Annotated in this window: 17 protein-coding genes and 1 tRNA gene; 8 read left to right on the top strand and 10 right to left on the bottom strand. The window is 69.5% G+C overall.

Annotation, left to right across the window (positions count from 1 at the left end; all coding sequences use genetic code 11):
- Position 1 precedes the first annotated feature (1 nt).
- A complete protein-coding gene (locus ACTF4R_RS08685; protein ID WP_440007441.1) occupies positions 2-778 on the bottom strand; it encodes a M14 family metallopeptidase in 777 nt (258 codons plus the stop codon).
- Positions 779-858: 80 nt separating this feature from the next.
- A complete protein-coding gene (locus tag ACTF4R_RS08680; protein WP_440007440.1) occupies positions 859-2,490 on the bottom strand; it encodes a threonyl-tRNA synthetase editing domain-containing protein in 1,632 nt (543 codons plus the stop codon).
- A gap of 88 nt (positions 2,491-2,578) precedes the next feature.
- Between ACTF4R_RS08680 and ACTF4R_RS08675 the strand changes: the two genes are divergently transcribed.
- Positions 2,579-2,917, top strand: a complete 339-nt coding sequence (locus ACTF4R_RS08675) for a cupin domain-containing protein (RefSeq protein WP_440007438.1) — start codon at positions 2,579-2,581, stop codon at positions 2,915-2,917.
- A 6-nt stretch (positions 2,918-2,923) separates the two neighbouring features.
- Here the strand turns inward: ACTF4R_RS08675 and ACTF4R_RS08670 are convergent, their stop codons facing one another.
- From ACTF4R_RS08670 to ACTF4R_RS08660, 3 genes are all read right to left on the bottom strand, one after another.
- The gene (locus tag ACTF4R_RS08670; protein WP_440007580.1) at positions 2,924-3,619 is read right to left on the bottom strand and encodes a peroxiredoxin; all 696 of its coding nucleotides are present in this window, start codon (positions 3,617-3,619) and stop codon (positions 2,924-2,926) included.
- Between the two features lie 176 nt (positions 3,620-3,795).
- On the bottom strand, positions 3,796-5,058 hold the full coding sequence (icd, locus tag ACTF4R_RS08665; protein ID WP_440007437.1) for an isocitrate dehydrogenase (NADP(+)): 1,263 nt from the start codon (positions 5,056-5,058) through the stop codon (positions 3,796-3,798).
- Between the two features lie 145 nt (positions 5,059-5,203).
- Positions 5,204-6,313, bottom strand: a complete 1,110-nt coding sequence (locus ACTF4R_RS08660) for a hypothetical protein (RefSeq protein WP_440007436.1) — start codon at positions 6,311-6,313, stop codon at positions 5,204-5,206.
- A gap of 546 nt (positions 6,314-6,859) precedes the next feature.
- Between ACTF4R_RS08660 and ACTF4R_RS08655 the strand changes: the two genes are divergently transcribed.
- The 6 genes from ACTF4R_RS08655 to ACTF4R_RS08630 all read left to right on the top strand — a co-directional run bounded on the left by ACTF4R_RS08655 (position 6,860) and on the right by ACTF4R_RS08630 (position 10,914).
- Entirely contained in the window at positions 6,860-7,327 is a 468-nt protein-coding gene (locus tag ACTF4R_RS08655) for a DUF7979 domain-containing protein (RefSeq protein ID WP_440007435.1), read from the top strand.
- A gap of 177 nt (positions 7,328-7,504) precedes the next feature.
- Positions 7,505-7,589 (top strand) — tRNA-Leu (locus ACTF4R_RS08650).
- Between the two features lie 353 nt (positions 7,590-7,942).
- Entirely contained in the window at positions 7,943-8,386 is a 444-nt protein-coding gene (locus ACTF4R_RS08645; protein ID WP_440007433.1) for a desampylase, read from the top strand.
- A 120-nt stretch (positions 8,387-8,506) separates the two neighbouring features.
- On the top strand, positions 8,507-8,644 hold the full coding sequence (locus tag ACTF4R_RS08640) for a hypothetical protein (protein ID WP_433623108.1): 138 nt from the start codon (positions 8,507-8,509) through the stop codon (positions 8,642-8,644).
- A 106-nt stretch (positions 8,645-8,750) separates the two neighbouring features.
- Entirely contained in the window at positions 8,751-10,355 is a 1,605-nt protein-coding gene (locus tag ACTF4R_RS08635; RefSeq protein WP_440007579.1) for a sodium/proline symporter, read from the top strand.
- A 49-nt stretch (positions 10,356-10,404) separates the two neighbouring features.
- The gene (locus ACTF4R_RS08630) at positions 10,405-10,914 is read left to right on the top strand and encodes a hypothetical protein (protein ID WP_440007431.1); all 510 of its coding nucleotides are present in this window, start codon (positions 10,405-10,407) and stop codon (positions 10,912-10,914) included.
- 25 nt (positions 10,915-10,939) lie between these two features.
- On the opposite strand, the gene ACTF4R_RS08625 is transcribed toward ACTF4R_RS08630, so the two are convergent.
- The 3 genes from ACTF4R_RS08625 to ACTF4R_RS08615 are packed head-to-tail and all read right to left on the bottom strand — an operon-like array spanning position 10,940 to position 13,184.
- Complete coding sequence (locus tag ACTF4R_RS08625; RefSeq protein WP_440007430.1) at positions 10,940-11,824, bottom strand: DMT family transporter; 885 nt, start codon at positions 11,822-11,824, stop codon at positions 10,940-10,942.
- Positions 11,825-11,850: 26 nt separating this feature from the next.
- A complete protein-coding gene (locus ACTF4R_RS08620; RefSeq protein ID WP_440007429.1) occupies positions 11,851-12,147 on the bottom strand; it encodes a DUF7977 family protein in 297 nt (98 codons plus the stop codon).
- Positions 12,144-13,184 carry a zinc-binding dehydrogenase gene (locus ACTF4R_RS08615; RefSeq protein ID WP_440007428.1) on the bottom strand — a complete coding sequence of 347 codons (1,041 nt, stop codon included), beginning with the start codon at positions 13,182-13,184 and terminating at the stop codon, positions 12,144-12,146. Before ACTF4R_RS08615 ends, ACTF4R_RS08620 begins: the two co-directional genes overlap by 4 nt.
- 114 nt (positions 13,185-13,298) lie before the next feature.
- Between ACTF4R_RS08615 and ACTF4R_RS08610 the strand changes: the two genes are divergently transcribed.
- Positions 13,299-13,916, top strand: a complete 618-nt coding sequence (locus ACTF4R_RS08610; RefSeq protein WP_440007427.1) for a MogA/MoaB family molybdenum cofactor biosynthesis protein — start codon at positions 13,299-13,301, stop codon at positions 13,914-13,916.
- Positions 13,917-13,931: 15 nt separating this feature from the next.
- Here the strand turns inward: ACTF4R_RS08610 and ACTF4R_RS08605 are convergent, their stop codons facing one another.
- Both ACTF4R_RS08605 and ACTF4R_RS08600 read right to left on the bottom strand, forming a co-directional pair.
- Positions 13,932-14,738, bottom strand: coding sequence for a TrmB family transcriptional regulator (locus ACTF4R_RS08605; RefSeq protein WP_440007426.1), 807 nt, complete (start codon positions 14,736-14,738; stop codon positions 13,932-13,934).
- Positions 14,739-14,826: 88 nt separating this feature from the next.
- A complete protein-coding gene (locus tag ACTF4R_RS08600; protein ID WP_440007425.1) occupies positions 14,827-16,500 on the bottom strand; it encodes a DUF255 domain-containing protein in 1,674 nt (557 codons plus the stop codon).
- Between the last annotated feature and the right edge of the window lie 150 nt (positions 16,501-16,650).

Genomic DNA, 16,650 nt, shown 5'->3' with positions numbered 1-16,650 from the left:
CTCACCCGACCTCCGAGAGCCGACCGAGTCGCTCGGCGCTGAACCCGACCATCTCGTCGTACCCCTCCGTGGACATCAGGACGGGGTAGAACGGGTCGTCGGCGTGCAACTCCTCGCCGTCCCGGCGGGCGAACGTTTCGCCCGCCTCGACGCGCTCGAAGTTCTGACCGACGAACTCGTACTCCCGTCCCGTGACCGCTCCCGTCACGCGGTACACCTCGGGGTCGCTCTCCTCGAAGGGAACGTCCAGCGCGCCCGTCGCGCCGAGGAAGTTCCGGAGGATGCGCTCGGCGTTGCGCTCGGCGGTCGCCGTGCCGACGTAGCCGCACTCGACCGCGACGCCGGCGACGTGGCTGATGAGGCCGCCCGGGATGTGGCCGATGTCGACGACCCGGTCGAGTCCCGTCGCGCGGACCAGGTTTCGCCGCGTCTCGTCGAGGCCGTCGACGAGCGCGAACGGGACCGGATGCGAGTGCGTCGAGTGCAGGTCGAGCACGCGCCGGTCGCGCAGTTCCGCCAGCAGTTCGGCCGCGAGTCGCGACTCGTAGGTGTCGCCGTCCGGATTCCCGGGGAACGCGCGGTTGAGGTCCTCGTCGACGAAGCGCACGTTCGCGGCGACCGCCGCCTCGTTGGCCACGACGAACTGCACGGCGCGGTCGAACGTCGGCCGCTCGGCCATCAGGTTCCCTATCGCCGACTTTCCGCACTGTTCGTCGCCGTGGAGGCACGCGACGACGGCGAGGTCGGGCGTGCCGTCGCCGACCGTCTCTGTCTGCATCGGTGACGAGTTGGACCCCGACCGACTTAAGTTGGTTGAACTTCGTGAAACCCCACAACGAAGCCGGCCCCCGCGGGCGCTCACCGCTCGCCGACGCGTCCGGGGACGGTTCGCCGCGGCCGGGGGCGGTCGGCGGTCTCCGCCAGAATCGTCTCGCACAGTCCGTCGACCGTCCGCTCCCGCTGTTCGCGCGCGGCGCGGTCCGTCACGGGAACGGCCTCCGACCCTCCCTCGCGGTCGCCGACGACGGCGTAGTACGGTACCCGGTCGCGCTCGGCGCGTTCGAGGCGCTCGCCGACGGGCACGGCGCGGGCGTCCACGTCCGCACGGACGTCCTGCGCCCGGCAGTCCGCGGCCAGCGCGTCGCAGCGGTCGGCGTGTTCGGCGGCGACGGGGACGAACCGGACCTGCGTCGGCGCGAGCCACGCGGGAAGTCGCGGCGGATCGCGCGACTCGCCGCGTTCGACCGCGGTCGCGACCGCACCGGCCAGAGAGCCGAGCGGCGCACAGCGAACGACCGCCGGCCGGCCGCCGTCCGCGAGCGCCACGTCGAATCGCCTGGCGCTCGCGTCGTCGCGCTCCACGCGCGGTCGCTCGCCGGGCCAGGTCGCCCCGACCGGGTGGAACTCGACCTCGGTGCGCTCGCCGCCGTCGTCCAGTCGCTCGGCGAGCACCGGTGCGTCGAGGTCGGCGGCGAGGTCGGCGGCGAGCGCGTCGGCGCGGTCGCCCCGCGCCCGGACCACGGGCAGGAACGCGGAACCCAGCGCGGCGACGGCCCGCGCGACGACCGCCGCCTGCCGCCGGAGTTCGGCGTCGGCGTCGCCCGACTCGACGACGGCGACCGCCGCGGGCGCGTCCCGCGAGCGTTCGGCCCGACGCCACGGGAGGTCGTCGATGGCGTCCGGCGCGGTCGCCAGCGGGCCGACCCCCGAGGGCGTCTCGACCGGGGCGGCGTCCAGGGCGGCGAAGCAGTCGTCGGCGTGGGCCACGAGCGCGTCGCGGACGACCGCACCGCGCGGGAGCCAGTGCGGTCGCTCGTCCGCCGTCCGGTCGCCGACGACCAGTCCGGTCTCCGCCAGCAGGTCACGCGGGAGACGGGGTCGCCGCGAGTCGCTGGCCTCGTTCGCGACCGCCTCGACGGTCGCCGCCACCGCGTCGGGCAGGCGACCGCCGGCGTCCCCCGGGTCGAGGCGCGCGCCGTCCGGAAGCCGAAGAGAGAGCCCTGCGGTCGGCGGGCGGAGCGCCGCGGGGTCCACGTCCAGCGACTGCGCCGCGAACGGGTGCCCGCGCTTCTCCAGTTCGACGGCGAGATGCCAGCCGACGGGCGCGCGGACGACCTCCCGTTCCCCGTCGTCCGCGAGGTCGGCCGTCAGCGACTGGAGGACGCCGACTGCGTCCGCCGCGTCGGCCGCCGGTGAGTCCGTGAGGTGGTCGGTCGGCACGAGCGCGACCCGGGATTCCCCGAGTCGGTCGACCACGTCCCGGCACTCGGCCGCGGCCGCCGCCGCGGTTCCGGCGGGGGCCGCTACGTCCCCGCGCTCCACCGCCGCCGCGACGACGACGCACGCGCCGAGGTCGGCCGCCATCGTTGCCGTCCCGTCCGACGCGACGTCCGCCGGCGTCTCCACTGCGGCGTCCGGGTCGCTCGCTTCGTTCGCCGGCGTCTCCGCGGCGAACGAGAACCGCTCGGCGTGAACGGCGAGCAGGTGCATGACGTGACGTGCGGGCGAGGGCTACAAAACGGCTCCGTCGCGGGCCGGGACCGCCGGGATTTAGGTTCGGAGCGTGCTATCGGAAGGCATGGACTCGACAGCACTGTCGGACCGCGGCGCGACCGAGGCCGTCGACGGCGTCTTCCTCACCCAGCTGGCGGCCGGCGAGCGGATGAGCATCCAGCACTTCCACATCGAACCGGGGGCGACGGTGCCCGAACACAGCCACCGCCACGAGCAGGCGGGGTTCGTCTACGCCAGCGCGCTCACGTTCCTCGTCGACGGCGAGGAGTTCGTCATCGAGGAGAACGACTCCTACTCCGTCCCGGGCGGCGAACCGCACGCCGCCGAGAACCGGACCGACAACCCGGTGCGAGGTATCGACGTGTTCAGTCCGCCGCGGACCGACCCCGACTGGCAGGACTGACCCGGGTCAGCGGTCGCGGGTGCAGAACCACCAGTCGCGGCAGTCGTACCCCTCCTCCTCCGCTTCCGAGCGGCGAGCCTCCGCGCCGGCCTCGTCCGAGGGCGGCCGGAGCAGGAGTCGGTCGTCGTGGTCCTCGTTGTCCGGCCAGTTGGCCGGCGTCGCCACCGTCTCCTCGTCGGCGGTCTGGAGCGCCCGAATCGCGCGCAGTATCTCGTCGACGTTCCGGCCGACCTCCATCGGGTAGTACAGCGTCAGCCGCAGCGTTCCCCCGGGGTCGACGACGAACACTGACCGGACGGTGCTCGTCCCCATCTCCGGGTGTATCATCCCGAGTCTGTCCGCGACGCGGGCCGCCTCGTCGGCGATGATGGGAAACGAGACGTCCACGTCGAACTCCGCCTCTATCCACTCGACCCACTTGATGTGCGAGTGGACCCGGTCGACCGACAGCCCCATCAGCGCGACGTCGAGTTCCTCGAACGCCTCGCGACGGCGCTCGAAGGCGACGAACTCCGTCGTGCAGACCGGCGTGAAGTCGCCCGGGTGACTGAAGAGGACGAACCACTGGCCGGCGTAGTCGTCGGGGATGGTCTTCGGCCCCTGCGTGGTCTCGACGGACAGCGTCGGGAACGGTTCGCCCAGCAGCGGCGTTCGACGCGTCGGCGGTTCGGCGGTTCGGTCGGCTTCGGTCGGTGTCTGCATCTGGAACCCCCGGTCCACTTCGACGCCGACCGCCATCGCTCGTTCGGCCGCGCCTGGGCAGGGTCACCTCCGCAGGCCGTCGAACGGACCGGAAGACCGCGTTCGAGACGTGCTCGTCGCTCTCGAACCGGCTCCGCGAAAAAGAACGGACTGCGTCGGCTCGGGACGGTCCGGAGTCAGGACATCGACTCGATGTTCTCACAGACCGCGTCGGCGAACTCGCTGGTGGCCAGCTTCTCGCCGCCCTCGATCTGGCGTTCCAGGTCGTAGGTGACCTTGCCGGAGTCGATGGTCTCCTCGACGGCGTCGCGGACGAGGTCTGCGGCCTCGGTCCAGCCCAGGCGTTCGAGCATGATGCGACCCGAGAGGATCATCGCGGTCGGGTTCACCTTGTCCTGGCCGGCGTACTTCGGCGCGCTACCGTGAACCGGTTCGGCGAGGAACCGACCGTCGCCGAAGTTCGACCCCGGCGCGATGCCGAGACCGCCGATCTGGGCCCCGCAGGCGTCGCTGAGGTAGTCGCCGTTCAGGTTCATCGTGGCGATGACGTCGTACTCGTCGGTCCGGGTGAGCACCTGCTGGAGCATGTTGTCGGCGATGCGGTCGTTGACGACCACGGCGTCATCGGGCGCCTCGCCGTCGCGCTCCTCCCAGAGCGTGTCCTCGCTGATGACCTCGTCGCCGTACTCCTCTTCTGCGACCTCGTAGCCCCAGTCGCGGAACGCGCCCTCGGTGTACTTCATGATGTTCCCCTTGTGGACCAGGGTCACCGAGTCGCGGTCGTGTTCGAGCGCGTAGTCGATGGCCTTCCGGACGAGGCGCTTCGTGCCGAACTCCGTGATGGGCTTGACGCCGATGCCGACCGGGCCGTCGTGGATGGTGTCGTCTTCGCCCATCTCGTTCTCGACGAACTCCTTGACCTCCTGGACCTCGTCGGTGCCGGCCTCCCACTCGATGCCGGCGTACACGTCTTCCGTGTTCTCACGGAACGTGACCATGTCCATCTGGCCGGGGTCCTTGACGGGCGACGGGACGCCGTCGAGGTGGTACGTCGGACGGACGTTGGCGTACAGGTCGAGGCGCTTGCGGAGCGCGACGTTCAGCGACCGGAAGCCGGCGCCGACGGGCGTCGTGAGCGGGCCCTTGATGGAGACGCGGAACTCCTTGAGCGCCTCGACGGTGTCGTCGGGCAGGTTCTCGTCGTAGCGCTCTCGGGCGCTCTCGCCGGCGTACACGCGCATCCAGTGGATGTCGTGTCCCGTGGCCTGGGCCGCCGTCTCGAGCACCTTCTGGGCGGCCGGACCGACGTCCTGTCCGATGCCGTCCCCGTGGATTATCGGGATGATGGGCTCGTCCGGTACGACGAGTTCGTCCTCGGTCCCCTCTTCGAGCGTAATCTTCTCCCCTTCCTCGGGGACCTCGACTTTCTCGTAGCTCATGAACGTACGGAGGGTTCTCTAGCGAGAACATAAGACCTGCCGTTTTCGAACTCCATGTCCCTTAGTCCCCCTTAAATGTCCGTGAGGGACTATCGTGGCGTTTCCGCCCTCGTCCCGCCGACCCGGTGGAAAGAAATCGTCTCCGTCAGGTCGTCGTTTCGCCCGCCACCGTCGTAGTCGTCTGGCCTGCCGCGGTCGTCTCACCGACCTCCGTCGCGGCCGTTTCGTTCGCTGGCGTCGTCTCAGCCGCCGGTGTAGTCGTCTCACCGACCTCCGTCTCGGCCGGCGTGGGCGTTTCTTCTGCCGGCGTCGTCTCGGCTGGAGCAGTCGTCTCTTCCGCTGGCGTCGTCTCGGCCGGAGCAGTCGTCTCTTCCGCCGGCGTCGTGGTCTCGTTCTCCGCCGGAGTCGTCGTCTCAGTCGGGGTGGGCGTTGGGGTTCCCGGCTCCTCCACGAAGGTGAAGCTCTCGACCGACGCCGTCTCGGCCGTGGCGTTGTCTACCGACGCGTTCGCCACGATGACCAGTTCGTACGCGAAGTCGGTAGCGTTGTCCTGCGCGGACTGTTCGGGAGTAGTGGTCGCCTGCGTCTGCCCGGTGGTGACGCTCTCGACGGAGAGCGAACCGATGTCGAGCTGTTCGACCCTGACCTCCTGAATCGACATCGTGTCGACGTCGCCGGATTCGGATGTCGTGGTCTCGTCCTCCATCGGGGTCGTCGTCTCGTCCTCCATCGGGGTCGTCGTCTCGTCCTCCATCGGAGTCGTCGTCTCGTCCTCCATCGGAGTCGTCGTCTCCGCGGGCGTCGTGGTCGTCGCGGCCGCCTCGTCAGCGCCGAGTTGCCGAACCTCCTCGACGACGACCGTCTGGACCGTCACGCGCTGGATGGACACCTGCTGAACGTTGGCGGCGTCGAGGTCGACGCTCCCGGCGCTGGATGCGTTGCCCGTCATGTTCGTCGCGTTGACGTCCGAGAGAGTGAGGTTGTCGAGCGACAACTGCTCGATGGTGACGTCGGTCATTCGCACGTTCGTGAGCGTCCGGTCGGAGTCCTCGAGGCGGAGCTGGTCCGCACGGACCGACCTGATCGTGGCGTTCTCGACCGTCGCGTTCCCAACCTGGAGTTCGTCGACCGTCACGTCCTGAAGCAGTACCCCTTCCGTTGCCGTCCCGGACTGCCCGGCGCTCACGCCCGCCCCGCTCGCGAGTACCAGCAGTGTCGCCACCAGTACGGCTCCGAACTTGCCTGTCTGTTGCATACGGAGAACGCTACATCGATATCGCCGTTAAACGGGACGGATAGTTGCGCTCCGTTCGCCGATTCGACGTGTCCTTATCCCGAGGGAATCCAGATTACCGCCGCAGAACATCCGGTTAGCAATCTGTTACGGCCCGTTGCGCGAGTCGGTCGTCGCACTGGCTTCTTCGGTACTGGAAATTACTACTGGGAATTACCGCGGAGGATTCGACGGTAGTGACGACCTACCACGTCGACGCGACGAGTCCCGCGACGCGGGCGGCGTCGACCGGTCCGCTCGGTGCTCCATCCGTCCGCGAAGGACGAGTACCGCTATCCCCACCGTCGTCCGTGGATTCGATTCCCGCTCGCGACGGCACGGGCCACCGAACGGACGAACGAATTGTCGAATCGTCCACGAGGGTCGTACCCCGAATCGGGTGGCTCGCGCTCCGTGCGTACTGCGGACGAGTCGAGCTCCCGGTTCGTGGACAAACTCCCCGTCTGACGGTAAATAACCTGCTCGAGCTGGAGAAAACTTATCACGTCCGGCGGTGCATCCGCGAGCATGCCTCGAACGGTTGGTCCCCGTGAGAAGTGGATACATTACGGAGTGTTCTTCCTGGGAGTGTTCATGGTGTTCGGCGGGATAGTCGCCGGGTTCGGAGCGCTCCAGTACGAGTTCGCCCTCGATTCCACGACGGAGAATCCGGAGGTGGGGGGCCGTCCCGTCTACGAATACGGGAACCTCCCTCCGCAGGAACAGCGCGTCGTGGACGGCGCAATCGACGGAAAGCGATACGCGTTCGAGAGTAATACGCCGATTCCCGGCGTCGGCCAGTCCGGCCTCCGTCCGAAGCAAGTAGTCGTCCGGAAGGGGGACGCGACCTACGTCTTCACCCACGAAATCGGCTTCGCCGAAACGGAACCCGCCGGAGCGGCGGCGGTCGCACTCGTTCTCGTCGGATTCGTCGCGGTCGCGGAGGCCATCCGCCGTCACCACTACCCGCGGTCGTTACCCTGGCAGACCGGTTGAGAAGGTCTCCGTCGCGAACCCCCGACCGAGGGCCGGAGCGTACGGGTGGTCGAACCCGCTTCCGGCGGTCACTCGCTCGTCGAGGCCGAGGGATTCCGACGGACGACGGGCGACGCTCGCCACCGTGCGCCGAGCAATCGAAACCCACTTGCGCTGGAAGCGTCAACCGACCGACGGGCGAGGGTTGCCGAGCCAGGCCAAAGGCGGCGGGCTTAAGACCCGCTCTCGTAGGAGTCCATGGGTTCGAATCCCATCCCTCGCAGTTTTTGAGGAGCGAAGCGACGAGAAAACGAGAAGGAAGGATTTGAATCAGACCAGTCGCAGCCCGCGCAATGAAGTGAGCAGGAACGTCTGGGCGTGGTTCGAATCCCATCCCTCGCATGGCTTCGACATCCGTCTGGCGATTTTCTCCGGCTAACCGACCGCGACAGTCGACAGACCGCGACCTGCTACCGTTCTCGACTGCTGTCGCACGAAAGAGGAGGACGACCGCTCGGCGCAAGTCGACGCCCGACTCGGAGACCCGGCAGGACGGCGGTCGCCCGCCGCCGGCGTCCGCGGCGACTTCGAGCGTCGGCCCGCCCGCTTATACCGAACGCGGGCAAATGTCGTTCCATGATAACCCTCTCCCGGGAGGTGTACGACACCCTCGTCAGTCACGCGCGGCGGGGGCGACCGGAGGAGGTGTGTGGCATCCTGGCGGGCGACCGCGACGACGACGGCGGCGACGCGTACGTCGGCGACACGTTCCTGACGGAGAACGTCGCCGACGACCCGCGGACGCGGTACGCCATCGACCCCGAGGAGCAACTCGCCGTCATGGAGACCATCGAATCGCAGGGAACGGAGGTCGTCGGCTTCTACCACTCTCATCCGTCCGGTCCGGACTCGCCGAGCGACACCGACCGCTCCTCGGCGACGTGGCCGGGGTACTCCTACGTCATCGTCTCGCTGAACGGGTCGAACCCCTACGTCGGGTCGTGGCGCTGGACCGGCGACCGGTTCGACCCCGAGGCCGTGGTGGTCGACGACGACTCGCCGTCGTCGGCCGGGGGATGAGTCCGGGCGAGCGCGGCGATACCCGTCGCCTCCAGAACAGGGGCGTACCTCGGAGGAGGCCTGCGATTTTCGGGCGTTAGCTCCGCAACGTTTATCTTCGTCTGGTATGGCCTAACACCCATGCCAGCAATGAGTACACTCGACTGGTTGGGACTGGTCGTCCCGTACGTCGTCTTCTTCGCGATGCTGATAGCCTACTACGTGCTGGAGGGCAGACGCGAGAAACGCCTCCGCGAGCAGTACGGAGGGGAGGTGTAGCGCCGTGGCGGAGGGCATCGCCGGTTCGGCCGGCATCCTGGTGCTCGGCACGTTCGCCGCGTACCTCGTCGTGTTGGTCGGTATCGGCCTGTGGGCCTCGCGGTTCATGGACTCCGTGGGCGACTACGTCATCGGCGGCCGCGAGGTCGGCCCGGTCGTGACCGGGTTCTCGGAGCGCGCCTCCGAGATGAGCGGCTGGCTCACCCTCGGCGTACCAGCGGACGCCTTCAACACGGGCATCATGGCGTTCCTGAACGGCCTCGGGATGATTCCGGCCGACCTGCTCGCGTGGGCGGGCATCGCCAAGCGACTCCGGAAGTACACCGAGATAGTGAAGTCCGTCACCCTGCCGACGTTCTTCGAGACGCGACTCCAGGACGACACCGGACTGGTCAAGGGCGTCTCCTCGGTCGTGCTGATGCTGTTCGAGGGCGGGTACGTCGGCGCACAGATAGTCGCCGCCGGCACCCTCCTGCAGGTGCTGACGGGCGTCGAACCGTGGATCGGCATCATCACCGGCGGCATCATCGTCGTCGGGTACACGATGCTCGGCGGTTACTTCGCCGTCGCGTGGTCGGACTACTTCCAGGGTGCCATCATCCTCGCCGCGTTCATCGTCCTGCCCATCATCGCCTACACGAGCTACGGGCTGCCGTTCGACGAACTCGCGAGCGTCGGCGGCGGGTCGCTGACCAGCATCACCGCCGGAATGACCGGCTGGGCCGCGCTCTTCGGCGTCATCAGCTACGCCGCTATCGGCCTGGGCGTTCCCGGCAACCCCCACATCATGGTGCGGTTCATGGGCATCGACCGCGTGAAGAACATCCGGCTCGCGGCGCTGGTCGCACAGCTTTTCATGTTCGCCGCGTACGCCGGCGCAGCGCTGGTGGGCCTGTACGCCATCGTCGTCTTCGGACAGGGGAACGTCGCGCAGGCCGACAACGCGATGCCCCGACTCACGCTGGAACTTCTGCCCAGCGTCGTCGCGGGAGTCGTGCTCGCGGCGGCGCTGGCGGCGATGATGTCCAGCGCTGACTCCCAGCTGCTCGTCGCGACGAGCGCCGTCGTCGAGGACGTCTACCACGGGTTCATCAACCCCCAGGCGACCGAGCAACAGCTGGTGCGCTACTCGCGGTACGTCACCCTCGGCCTCGGGGGTGCGAGCATCGCCTTCGCCTACCTCGCCAAGAACACGCCCATCTACACGCTCGTCCTCGACTACGCGTGGGGCGGACTCGGCGCGGCCATCGGCCCGACGCTCATCGCGGCGCTGTGGTGGAAGCGCGTGACCGCGAAGGGGTCGGTCGCCAGCATGATCGTCGGCGCGTCGACGATGATCCTCTGGACGCAGCTGTCGACCGTGCTGAACGCGCTGAACGCGATGCCGTCCCAGGAGGCTTCGCCGTTCCTCTACCAGTTCGTCGGCGTGTACGGCCTGTTCCCCGCGTTCGTCCTCTCGGCGCTGACGCTGGTCGGCGTCTCGCTCGTGACGAACCCGCCCCGCGGCGTCGACGAACACTTCGACATCTTCGACAAGCCGCTGTCGGCAGTGACGAGCGAGCCCGGCGGCGGCACGCCGACCTACGTGACCGACGGCGGGCGGACGACGGACGGGGACGGCGCACGCGACGTCTCGCCGAAGGCGGTGACCGAGGCCGACGCCATCCGCGCCCACGTCGAGGCTGCGGACTACTGGGACGAGCAGGAATGACGGCCGACTGGAGACGAGCGGCGACGACCGACGCCCGGGGGGACGAGCGATGACGGCCGACGCCCGGGCGGACGACGCCACGGCCGACCTCGTCGGCGAGCACCGCGAGCGCGCCGACCTGCAGGTCATCCCGCCCGCCGTCGCCCGCGAGGAGGCGGGCGACGGTCACGTCGGCGCGGTCGCGTACCCCTACCGCGTCTACGAGGTCGAGGTCACCGTCGGCGCGCCGCTCGTCGGCGACCGCACCGACAGCTACGTCGCCAGCGTGGACCGCTCCCGGCGGCTGGTCCTGCGGGCCGACACGTTCCCCGACGTCGAGGAGAGGACGGTCGCCGACGCGCTCGTGTTGCCCGCGGAGCTCTCGGACGAGCAGTGCCGGGAGAAGGCCCGCGAGTCGGCGTTCGGGTGGACGACCCGGCGCTACGCGCTGTCCAGCGCGCCGGACATCGAGTTCCCGCGCGTGACCGACGCTTACAAGCTGTTCTGGCTGGTCGAGCGCCCCGACGGCGACGTCATCGTCGACAGCGTGCGCGGGACCGAAGACCCACTGCGGGACTGAGCGGCCGCTTCTCGCTCTCGGCGTCTCAGGCCCGGGCGGTGCTGACGGCCCAGACGCCCGCCGCCATCACGGCTCCGCCCGCGAAGAAGGTCGGGCCGAGCGACTCCGAGAGGACGAGCGCCCCGAGCACCGCGCCGACGACCGGTTGCGCGAAGAAGAAGACGGCGACGACGCCCGCGTCGGCGTGTTCGACGCCCGAGTACCACAGCACCCACGCGGCGGCGGTGCTCGCGACGCCGAGGTACCCCACCGCGCCGGCGACCGCCGGCGTGACGGTCACGCCGGCGAGCGCGGCGTCGCGCAGCGCGAACTCGACGGGAACCAGCACCGCAATCATGGGAACCGCGGCGACCGTCGAGTACGTCGCCGTCTCCAGAGCCGAGTAAGTCCGGACGAGCGGCGTCCCCCAGACGGTGTAGGCCGCCCAGCCGAAACTCGCCGCGAACAGCGCGAGGACGCCGACCAGGCTCCCCCGGCCGGCCGCGGCGAGGTCGTACTGTCCCGCGAGCACGACCAGCGTCCCGGCGACGGCGAGCGCCATCCCGCCGACCTTCCGAGTCGTCAGCGCCTCGTCGAGCACGGCGACGCCGAGCAGTAGCGTGAACACGGGCGTCAGGACCGTCAGCAGCGAGCCCTGGCTGGCGTTCGTCAGGTCGGTGCCGACGAACTGCGTGACCAACGTGAGCGCGACCCAGCCGCCGAGCACAGCGAACCGCCGCCGCTCCGTCCGCGAGAACGAGCGCGCGGGCTTCGTCGCGCGGACAACGACGAGCAGCGCGGCCGCGCCGAGCGCGACCCGGAGGAAGGCGAGCGTCACCGGCGGAATCGCCGCGAACCCCCACTTGCTCACGACGTACATTCCACCCCACAGCGACGCTGCGGCCAGCGGACCGAGGGAGACGCGTGCCATCGTGGACGACGTGTCCCGCCGGCGATTTACGCGTTCCGCTGTGCCGCCCACACCGCCGTCGCGCCGAGCAGCACGGCGGGGACCAGCGGGAGCACGAGGTAGGCGAACTTGAACGGCAGGGCGGGCGGCCGGAGGTAGATGAGCAGCGGCGCGACGACGAACGCGAGGACGATGACGCCGACGAGAATCCAGCCCCGCCGACCGAACTCGCGGTCGTTCGGGCCGGGGTCGCCGGTCGTCGACCCGTCCGGCTCGTGCACGTAGGCGTCGCTCCCGCCGGGGTCGCGTTCGTCCGGTCCGTCCGCGGAGGCGTCGTCCGTCACAGTTCGCTGTCGGGTTTCACGACGACCTTGCCGAAGCCCTCGCGCTCCTCCAGGAGTTCGTGGGCGCGGGCCGTCTCGCTCATCGGGAGCACCTCGCGGATGGCGGGTTCGAACGTGCCGTCCCAGACGAGTTCGAGGGCGTCGTCGGCCTCGCCGTGGCTGGCCATCGTCGAGCCGACGACCTGGAGCTGGTTCCAGAAGATGCGGTTGATGTCCGTCTCGGGGTTGGGTCCCGTCGTCGCGCCACAGGTGAGCAACCGCCCGCCCTTCGCGAGACTCTTCAGGGAGTCCTGCCACGTGGCCGCCCCGACGTGGTCGACCACCACGTCGACGCCGCGCTTGCCCGTCAGTTCCCGGACGCGGTCGGCGAAGTCCTCGGACTCGTAGTCGATGACGTGGTCCGCGCCGAGCTCGCGGGCGTGTTCGAGCTTCTCCTCGCTGCTCCCCGTGGCGTACACCGTCGCCCCGGCGTGGTCGGCTATCTGGACCGCGGCGTGGCCGACGCCCCCGGACGCGCCGAGCACCAGCACGTCCTCGCCCGGCGTCACGTCGCCCCGCGAGACGAGCATCCGCCACGCGGTCTGGAACACCAGCGGTGCGGCGGCGGCGGTCTCCCAGTCGACGCCCTCCGGAACCTCCAGGAGGTTGTCCACAGGGACCGCGGCGAGTTCGCTGTGAACGCCGCGGACGTGCTCGCCGATGAGGTGGAAGTCGACGCACATCGAGTGCTCGCCGTGGCGACAGTACTCGCACTCGCCGCAACTGACGCCCGCCGACAGCGCCACGCGGTCGCCCGGTTCGAAGCGCGTGACGTCCTCGCCGACGGCGACCACTTCGCCGGCCCCGTCGCTGCCCGGAACGTGCGGCATGTCGAGGTCGATTCCCGGCAGGCCGCGCCGCGTCCAGACGTCGAGGTGGTTCAGCGCCCCCGCCTTGACGTCGACCAGCACCTCGTCGCGGTCCGGTTCGGGGTCCGGGAACTCCCCGTACTCGATGACGTCCCGACCGCCGTGGTCCGTGAACTGGACTGCCTTCATACTCCGAAGGTTGGGCGGTGGACGTAAAAAACGTACTCGAAGGAGAGCGCACCGGGAGCGAGGCCCCGTTCGGTCGAGCACAGGGTTTAGAACCGGGGCGTCCAACCCACACGCATGGACCGGGAACCGCGCGAGGACCACGCAGAGCACGACCACGGCGAGGAACACGGCCACGGCGAAGAACACGGCCACGGCGAGGACCACTCAGAGCACGACCACGACGGGGACCACGAACACGACCATCACGCACACGACGTCGAGGAAGTCGGCGTCGCGGTGCTGACCGTCTCCTCCTCGCGCTCGATGGACGACGACCCGGCGGGCGACGCCATCGTCGAGACGTTGGAAGACGAGGGGCACGAGGTCGTCACGCGCGAACTCGTCCCCGACGAGTACGACCGCGTGCAGGGGACGGTGGACAACTTCATCGGCCGCGACGACGCGAACGTCGTCGTCACGACCGGCGGGACCGGGGTCACGCCCGACGACGTGACCGTCGAGGCGGTAGAGCCCCTCCTGAACAAGCATCTCCCCGGGTTCGGTGAACTGTTCCGCCGACTCTCCTACGAGGAGATCGGGTCGAAGGTCGTCGGCACGTGCGCCGCGGCCGGCGTCACCAACGGCACCATCGTGTTCTGTCTTCCCGGCAGCGAGTCTGCGGTTCGGCTGGGCGTCGAGGAGATAATCGTCGAGGAAGCCGGGCATCTCGTCGGCCTGGCGCGACGGGACTGACTCCCCTCCCGGAGTTCAGAGCTGAAGGGGTTCGGCGGACTCCCAGTGCTCTTCGAACTGGCTGTCGACGTTCGCGGCGAACTCGGGGTCTTTCAGGTCGATCATGGCGAACGCCTCGCCGGGCGCGAGCGGGTTCGTCACCTCGATGCAGACCTCCACGTCGTCGATGAGGTTGAAGGTCCCCTCGAGGTCCGGCGTCGTCCGCACGGAGAACTGGGGGTGGTCCGACAGCGTGTCGGCGTACCGCTTGCCGACGCTGGCCGGGAGGGTGCGGACGAGTTCGGGGGACATCAGCACGGACACGTCCACGCCCCGTTCCAGGGCCGATTCGAGGTGCTCGGTGACCGTCTCGCCGACGCTGCCGATGTCGAACTTCGGCGATAGCTGGCCCGCGACCATGACGATGCGGTCCTCGGCGGCGTCGAGGCGTTCGACGAGCAGTTCGACCGCCTCCTCGGGACCGACCGCGCCGGTCCAGAACCCCTCCTCGATGGGCGGGTCCGCCGAGTCGAGTTCCTCGGAGAGTTCGTCGACTATCTGCTCGTACTGTTCGGCCTTCTCCGTGAGTTCCTGGAGTTTGTCCTCGAGCAGTCGGTCGAGCGCCATGTTCGGTTCGACCGCCACGTACTTCTTGGGGCGACTCGCGCTCTGGCTCCGGACGAGGTTCTGCGTCTCCAGGCTGTTCAGCACGTCGTAGATGCGTCCCATCGGCACCTCGCTGGCCCGCGAGAGGTCCTTCGCCGTCGTCGGCCCGGTGTTGAGCAGCGCGCGATAGGCGCGCGCCTCGTACTCGGAGAGCCCGAGGTCGCGGAGACTTGCCATGTGGTTTGACATTACGTCGACTGTATAAAAACGCTGTGCGCGTTTGTCCCGTCGGAGAGCACCGCGGACTCTTATCTGTCAGATGGTCTCAGAATAAATCCGCGACTCGTTCACTCAACTCCTCGGGGGTCGCGACCGGCCCGGAGACGTCGCTGCCCGCGACGACGTAGGCGCGGCCGGCCTCGTACTCCTCGTCGACGCCCGCCTCGTGTGCGGACGGGACGACGACCTTCTCGTGGTCGGCGACGCGCAAGGCGGCCCGGTGGAGGTCCGACCCGGCGGGGGCGGCCACGTCGATGCGCAACGGCGCGTCCACGAGTCGCGCCGCGGCGGTCGCGTAGCCCGCGACCTGGACGTCGAGGCGGTCCGCCGCGCCGGCGAACGCGCCGACCGCCTCGCGGGCGACGCTCCGGTAGCGCTCCTCGCCGGTGAGCGCCCACAGGTCGACCAGCGCCGACGCCATCGCGGCGTTCCCGTCGACGGGGCGAAGCGGCCAGTCGAGCAGACCGGGACCCTCGACGGGACCGTCGACGAACGCGCCCAGTTCGTCGTTCTGCAGCGTCTCCACCGCGTGGTCGGCGACGGCGCGCGCGGTGTCGAGGTACGTTCCGTCCGTGCCCAGCACCTGCGCCGCGGTGGCGAACGCGGCGGCGACGTGCGCCTGGTCCGCGAGCAGGCCGCGCTCGCCCGCTCCGTCGCGCTCGTCGCCGGCGCGGTAGTGGACGACCGCGCCGTCGTCGACCATCTCGTCGAGGAACGCGAGGGTGCGTTCGGCGTACCGGCGGGCGCGCTCGTCGTCGGTGTAGGCGTGGTACGTGAGGAGGGCGTCAGCGGCGAGGGCGTTCCAGTCGGCGAACGCGGTCGGGTCCACCGCGGGGGAGTCGGCCCCCTCGCGGTCGCTCGGCGACCCCGCGTAGTAGTCGTCGTCCGGGCGCTGGCTCCCGCCGAACGCCCCCGTCTCGTCCCGCCAGAGCGTCGTCGTCAGGTACTCGACCGTCTTCCCGGCGACCTCGCGGTGGTCGTCGTCGCCCGTGTACAGGTAGGCGTTCGCGTACGCGCGGAGGAGCGCGGCGTTCGCGTCCAGCACCTTCTCGTGGTGGACGTCGCTCCAGTCGCGCTGGCCCGCGTAGCGGAAGAAGCCGCCGTCGTAATCGTCGAACAGGTGTTCCCGCACCGCGGCGAGCGTGCCGAGGGCGGTCTCGCGCTCGCGCTTCAGGCCGAACTCGACGGTCCGCGGCAGGGGGAACTTCGCGTCGTCGCCCCAGCCGCCGTGGGTCGCGTCGTACTTCTCCGTTAGCTGGCCCGCCACGTTGCGCTCGATGTCCGCGGTCACCTCGCCACCCGGGGGGTTCTGGTCGCGCAGGCTCCGGGGAACCTGAGCCGCCTCCTCGCCCTTCTGGTTCCAGAGGTCCCGGACCCGGCCGAGGACCTGCCGCATCGCGTCCGGTCCGAGGTAGGTCGCGCCCGTGAGGTGGTCGCCGCTCGGCGTGCAGAAGACGGTCGAGGGGAACCCGCCGACGTTGTAGCGCTCGCGCACCCGGGGGTTGCGGTCGACGTCCACCCGGACGGGGACGAACGAGTCGTTGACGTTCGCCGCCAGCGTCGGCACCGAGTACGTCTCCTCGTCCATCTCGTGACACCACGAACACCACGTCGCCGACAGCGAGAGGAGGACCGGCTTGTCCGCCTCCTGGGCCTCCTCGAAGGCGTCCTCGCCCCACTCGCGCCACTCGACTTTGGTTCGCTCCGCGGACTCGTCCATACGTTATCGGTCAGTCGGTTAGGTGGGAAAGGGCTTCGTTCTCGGCTTGCGCGTCAGCGACGGGAACGACGGGGCCAGTTCCGTGCGACGGCGACGTGCCGTCCGCGAACGGGGGCGTCGCTCGCCGCCCCTTCGATAGCGACCCGGAAT

It is taken from the genome of Halomicrococcus pelagicus (assembly GCF_051917725.1).
In the GTDB taxonomy this organism is placed as follows: Archaea; Halobacteriota; Halobacteria; order Halobacteriales; family Haladaptataceae; genus Halomicrococcus.
This window is presented reverse-complemented; position numbering and strand designations above follow the sequence as displayed.

What these genes read in the sequence shown, in the direction of transcription:
- ACTF4R_RS08600 (WP_440007425.1), bottom strand. Translation starts at nt 16,500, where the DNA reads ATGGACGAGTCCGCGGAGCGAACCAAAGTCGAGTGGCGCGAGTGGGGC.
- ACTF4R_RS08655 (WP_440007435.1), top strand. Translation starts at nt 6,860, where the DNA reads ATGCCTCGAACGGTTGGTCCCCGTGAGAAGTGGATACATTACGGAGTG.
- icd (WP_440007437.1), bottom strand. Translation starts at nt 5,058, where the DNA reads ATGAGCTACGAGAAAGTCGAGGTCCCCGAGGAAGGGGAGAAGATTACG.
- ACTF4R_RS08660 (WP_440007436.1), bottom strand. Translation starts at nt 6,313, where the DNA reads ATGCAACAGACAGGCAAGTTCGGAGCCGTACTGGTGGCGACACTGCTG.
- ACTF4R_RS08605 (WP_440007426.1), bottom strand. Translation starts at nt 14,738, where the DNA reads ATGGCAAGTCTCCGCGACCTCGGGCTCTCCGAGTACGAGGCGCGCGCC.
- ACTF4R_RS08635 (WP_440007579.1), top strand. Translation starts at nt 8,751, where the DNA reads ATGGACTCCGTGGGCGACTACGTCATCGGCGGCCGCGAGGTCGGCCCG.
- ACTF4R_RS08630 (WP_440007431.1), top strand. Translation starts at nt 10,405, where the DNA reads ATGACGGCCGACGCCCGGGCGGACGACGCCACGGCCGACCTCGTCGGC.
- ACTF4R_RS08670 (WP_440007580.1), bottom strand. Translation starts at nt 3,619, where the DNA reads ATGCAGACACCGACCGAAGCCGACCGAACCGCCGAACCGCCGACGCGT.
- ACTF4R_RS08685 (WP_440007441.1), bottom strand. Translation starts at nt 778, where the DNA reads ATGCAGACAGAGACGGTCGGCGACGGCACGCCCGACCTCGCCGTCGTC.
- ACTF4R_RS08640 (WP_433623108.1), top strand. Translation starts at nt 8,507, where the DNA reads ATGCCAGCAATGAGTACACTCGACTGGTTGGGACTGGTCGTCCCGTAC.
- ACTF4R_RS08610 (WP_440007427.1), top strand. Translation starts at nt 13,299, where the DNA reads ATGGACCGGGAACCGCGCGAGGACCACGCAGAGCACGACCACGGCGAG.
- ACTF4R_RS08615 (WP_440007428.1), bottom strand. Translation starts at nt 13,184, where the DNA reads ATGAAGGCAGTCCAGTTCACGGACCACGGCGGTCGGGACGTCATCGAG.
- ACTF4R_RS08625 (WP_440007430.1), bottom strand. Translation starts at nt 11,824, where the DNA reads ATGGCACGCGTCTCCCTCGGTCCGCTGGCCGCAGCGTCGCTGTGGGGT.
- ACTF4R_RS08645 (WP_440007433.1), top strand. Translation starts at nt 7,943, where the DNA reads ATGATAACCCTCTCCCGGGAGGTGTACGACACCCTCGTCAGTCACGCG.
- ACTF4R_RS08680 (WP_440007440.1), bottom strand. Translation starts at nt 2,490, where the DNA reads ATGCACCTGCTCGCCGTTCACGCCGAGCGGTTCTCGTTCGCCGCGGAG.
- ACTF4R_RS08675 (WP_440007438.1), top strand. Translation starts at nt 2,579, where the DNA reads ATGGACTCGACAGCACTGTCGGACCGCGGCGCGACCGAGGCCGTCGAC.